At 53.3% G+C, this 3,217-nt stretch carries 3 protein-coding genes; 2 read left to right on the top strand and 1 reads right to left on the bottom strand.

Annotation, left to right across the window (positions count from 1 at the left end; all coding sequences use genetic code 11):
• Nucleotides 1-189: 189 nt before the first annotated feature.
• Nucleotides 190-534, top strand: a complete 345-nt coding sequence (locus HOJ08_02170) for a hypothetical protein (GenBank protein MBT5672243.1) — start codon at nt 190-192, stop codon at nt 532-534.
• A 25-nt stretch (nt 535-559) separates the two neighbouring features.
• Here the strand turns inward: HOJ08_02170 and HOJ08_02165 are convergent, their stop codons facing one another.
• Nucleotides 560-1,441, bottom strand: a complete 882-nt coding sequence (locus tag HOJ08_02165; GenBank protein MBT5672242.1) for an NAD(P)-dependent oxidoreductase — start codon at nt 1,439-1,441, stop codon at nt 560-562.
• A 163-nt stretch (nt 1,442-1,604) separates the two neighbouring features.
• On the opposite strand from HOJ08_02165, the gene chrA reads away from it, so the two are divergent.
• The gene (gene chrA, locus HOJ08_02160) at nt 1,605-2,993 is read left to right on the top strand and encodes a chromate efflux transporter (GenBank protein MBT5672241.1); all 1,389 of its coding nucleotides are present in this window, start codon (nt 1,605-1,607) and stop codon (nt 2,991-2,993) included.
• The last annotated feature ends 224 nt before the right edge of the window (nt 2,994-3,217 follow it).

Raw genomic sequence — 3,217 nt, 5'->3', positions numbered from 1 at the left:
TTGATCGCCTTGGCTGCACCCGTCTGTCTTGTCTGCGATTTCTGTTTCATCTTCATTCCCCTTCGGGTCATTACGATGTGCCAGAAACCCTCTCTTATGCAATGCCCCTAATCTGTCCCATAGGCGCTGACGTTAGACAATTTTTTAGGCTATGGCGGAACGTCGCAATCGGATCTTTTTTCTTTGGGCGTGATTGCCTACGAAATGTTGACCGGCCAATTCCCCTATGGGGTGAAAGTTTCCCATATTCGCACCCAAAAAAACCTGAGACGGTTAAATTTCAAATCCACATTGGGCTCAAAAGAGCCGCTTCCCGATTGGATCGAGTTTGCAATCAGCAAGGCGGTTCATCTGGATGTGACCAAACGCTACCTGGCATCTTCTGAATTTCTGGCCGATTTGAAACACCCAAGCCGGGATTTTGTGCGCCGAAAAAATGTACCCTTGATGGAAAAAAATCCGGTGGGGGTTTGGCAATGCCTGTGTCTTTTCTTTGCCCTGACGACCGCAATATTATTGCTTCTAAAATCGTAGCGTAGCGCTTCTCGATGCCTCAGCTCTATTTGGATTTCACGCCATTAAGCACGTCGTAGACGTTGCAGGCGATGCCTGTTGCTTCATAGCCGTCACCGCCCGTTGCCTGTGCAACCGCGAACATCTGGGATGCGAGGCCGACAAACGGCATCGGCACTTCCATTTCGCGCGCCATGTCGAGCCCAAAGTTGACGTCCTTTGGCATCCATGACTTGCGGGGTTTGAAATCACGGCTCACCACCTTATCCATGATGCGCTGGGTTGCCACCGAATCTTGCTGGGAATTTTTGAGAATGGTCTGGAAAGTGGCCTCATCCATCCCGCCTTTCTTAAGCCAACCGCACATCTCGACAATGCTCATGTGCTGCACAGCGGCCAACATCGCCATGGCATTTTTGACCAGCTTGGCATTGCCGAGCTCGCCCACGTGAAGGGCTGATTTGCCCATTGCTTCAAAGATGGGCTGATGCGCATCAAACAAGGCCTTGGAACCGGAAAGCCAGAGCGCCAGGTTACCAGCCGCTGCCACTTCCTCGACGCCGCCTGCGGAAGCATCCACGACAGTCCAACCCTTTTTACCAAGTTCGTCGCTGGCGCGAACAATGGTTTCTTTATCAATACTGGAGAAATCAATCCACACTTTCGTGCCACTGGTCGCCTCGATGAGTCCACCCTTGCCCAGGCCGACAGCCTTGACGGCATCGTTGTGCGGCAGCATTGAGAGTACAAGCTCGCTCTGTTCGGCGACGGCTTTGGGGGAGTCCACGAACTGTGCGCCCTGGGCCTCTAGGTCCTTGGCCTGTTCGCGGTTGAGATCGGTGATCACCAAGCTATAGCCAGCCTTGATCAGGTTGGCTGCCATACCCTTGCCCATGCCACCGGTGCCAATGAAACCCAAAGTCTTCATGCCGTATACTCCTTCAATTGTTGTCCTGCCATGCCCACGAGACCGTGCGCACGTGTGTTTCTAAAACTGAGCCTAGTTTTAGCGGAGATCGTGAAAAACGCAATGGTGGACCGTTCTTCATGTTCGCTTATGCGCATAAGCGGGCATGTGGTATATCTTTGCCATGTCTGACGTAAGAACATCCGATACCACTGAGCCAAATTCTCAGCCGATTAGTTTTTCCGAAGCCTTGCGGGTCTGGATAAGGATCAGCCTGTTAAGTTTTGGCGGACCGGCGGGCCAGATCGCCCTGATGCACCGTATTCTCGTCGACGAGAAGAAATGGATCAGCGAGAGCCGGTTTCTCCATGCACTGAACTACTGCATGCTTCTACCGGGGCCAGAGGCACAGCAGTTAGCGACCTATGTGGGCTGGCTACTTCACCGCATCCCCGGCGGTCTTGTGGCGGGGGTTCTTTTTGTGCTTCCCGGTGCCATTATCATCTTGTTGCTTAGCGTTCTTTACGCCGGATTTCAGGATCTGAGTATTGTTCAGGCAATCTTTTTTGGAATCAAGGCAGCGGTACTCGCCGTGGTGATAGAGGCCGTACACCGCATCGGCAAACGGGTGCTCAAGAATGCTTTCATGATCGCCCTTGCCGCAGCGGCGTTCATTGGCATTTTCCTCTTCGATTTACCATTCCCCCTCATCGTGCTGTCAGCCGGATTGATCGGCTTCATTGGGGGGCGCCTTAACCCGGACAAGTTTGTGGTTATCGGCCATGAACCCGATGCCAATACTGCGACACCGATGATCGATGCGGCGCTGGCAAACGGACAATTGGATCACACCCGCCCATCGACAAGACGTGCCGTCAAAGTGACGGTGGTGTGCCTTACATTGTGGCTTGGGCCGCTTGCCATATTGGTCGCCCTGCTGGGATTTGGGAACGTGTATGTCCAAGAGGGCATATTCTTTAGCAAGATGGCGGTGGTGACATTCGGCGGCGCCTATGCCGTCCTCGCATACGTCGCCCAAGAAGCGGTTAACAATTTCGGATGGCTTGCGCCCGGAGAGATGCTGGATGGCTTGGGCATGGCAGAGACCACGCCCGGCCCGCTGATTATGGTGGTGCAGTTCGTTGGCTTTATGGCGGCGTATCGGAACCCCGGGATGCTTGATCCCATGATGGCAGGGTTCCTGGGCGCAATGATCACGACGTGGGTGACGTTCGTGCCGTGCTTTCTGTGGATTTTCCTGGGCGGCCCCTACATTGAATCGCTGCGCAACAATCAATCCCTTAGCGCCGCGCTCTCGGCCATCACGGCGGCTATTGTGGGTGTCATTTTGAACCTGGCGGCGTGGTTTGGGCTGCACGTTGTATTCAGCGCAGTCAATGAGGTCCAAATGTTTGGGATGAAGCTTCAGGTCCCGGTGTGGGAAACAATTGACGTTGCTGCCCTGGCTCTGGCTGTGGCCGCGCTCGTTGCGATGCTCCGGTTCAAGGTGAGTATGATCCCGACCCTTCTCGTCAGCGCCGTCCTCGGCGTCATCTATCAGATGGCCTTATAGAATTGCGATGAGCTGCCTTTTATTTGCCAGCATAAAGTGTGATTTATTTAAGAGTTTATTGTAAAAATTGTTAATTAATGTAGGGATTGTCTAACGTCAGCGCCTATGGGACAGATTAGGGGCATTGCATAAGAGAGGGTTTCTGGCACATCGTAATGACCCGAAGGGGAATGAAGATGAAACAGAAATCGCAGACAAGACAGACGGGTGCAGCCAAGGCGATC

It is taken from the genome of Rhodospirillales bacterium (assembly GCA_018666775.1).
Lineage (GTDB): Bacteria > Pseudomonadota > Alphaproteobacteria > SMXQ01 > SMXQ01 > JABIXC01.
The sequence above is the reverse complement of the archived record's forward strand: the minus strand, read 5'-3'. Positions and strand labels throughout refer to the sequence as shown.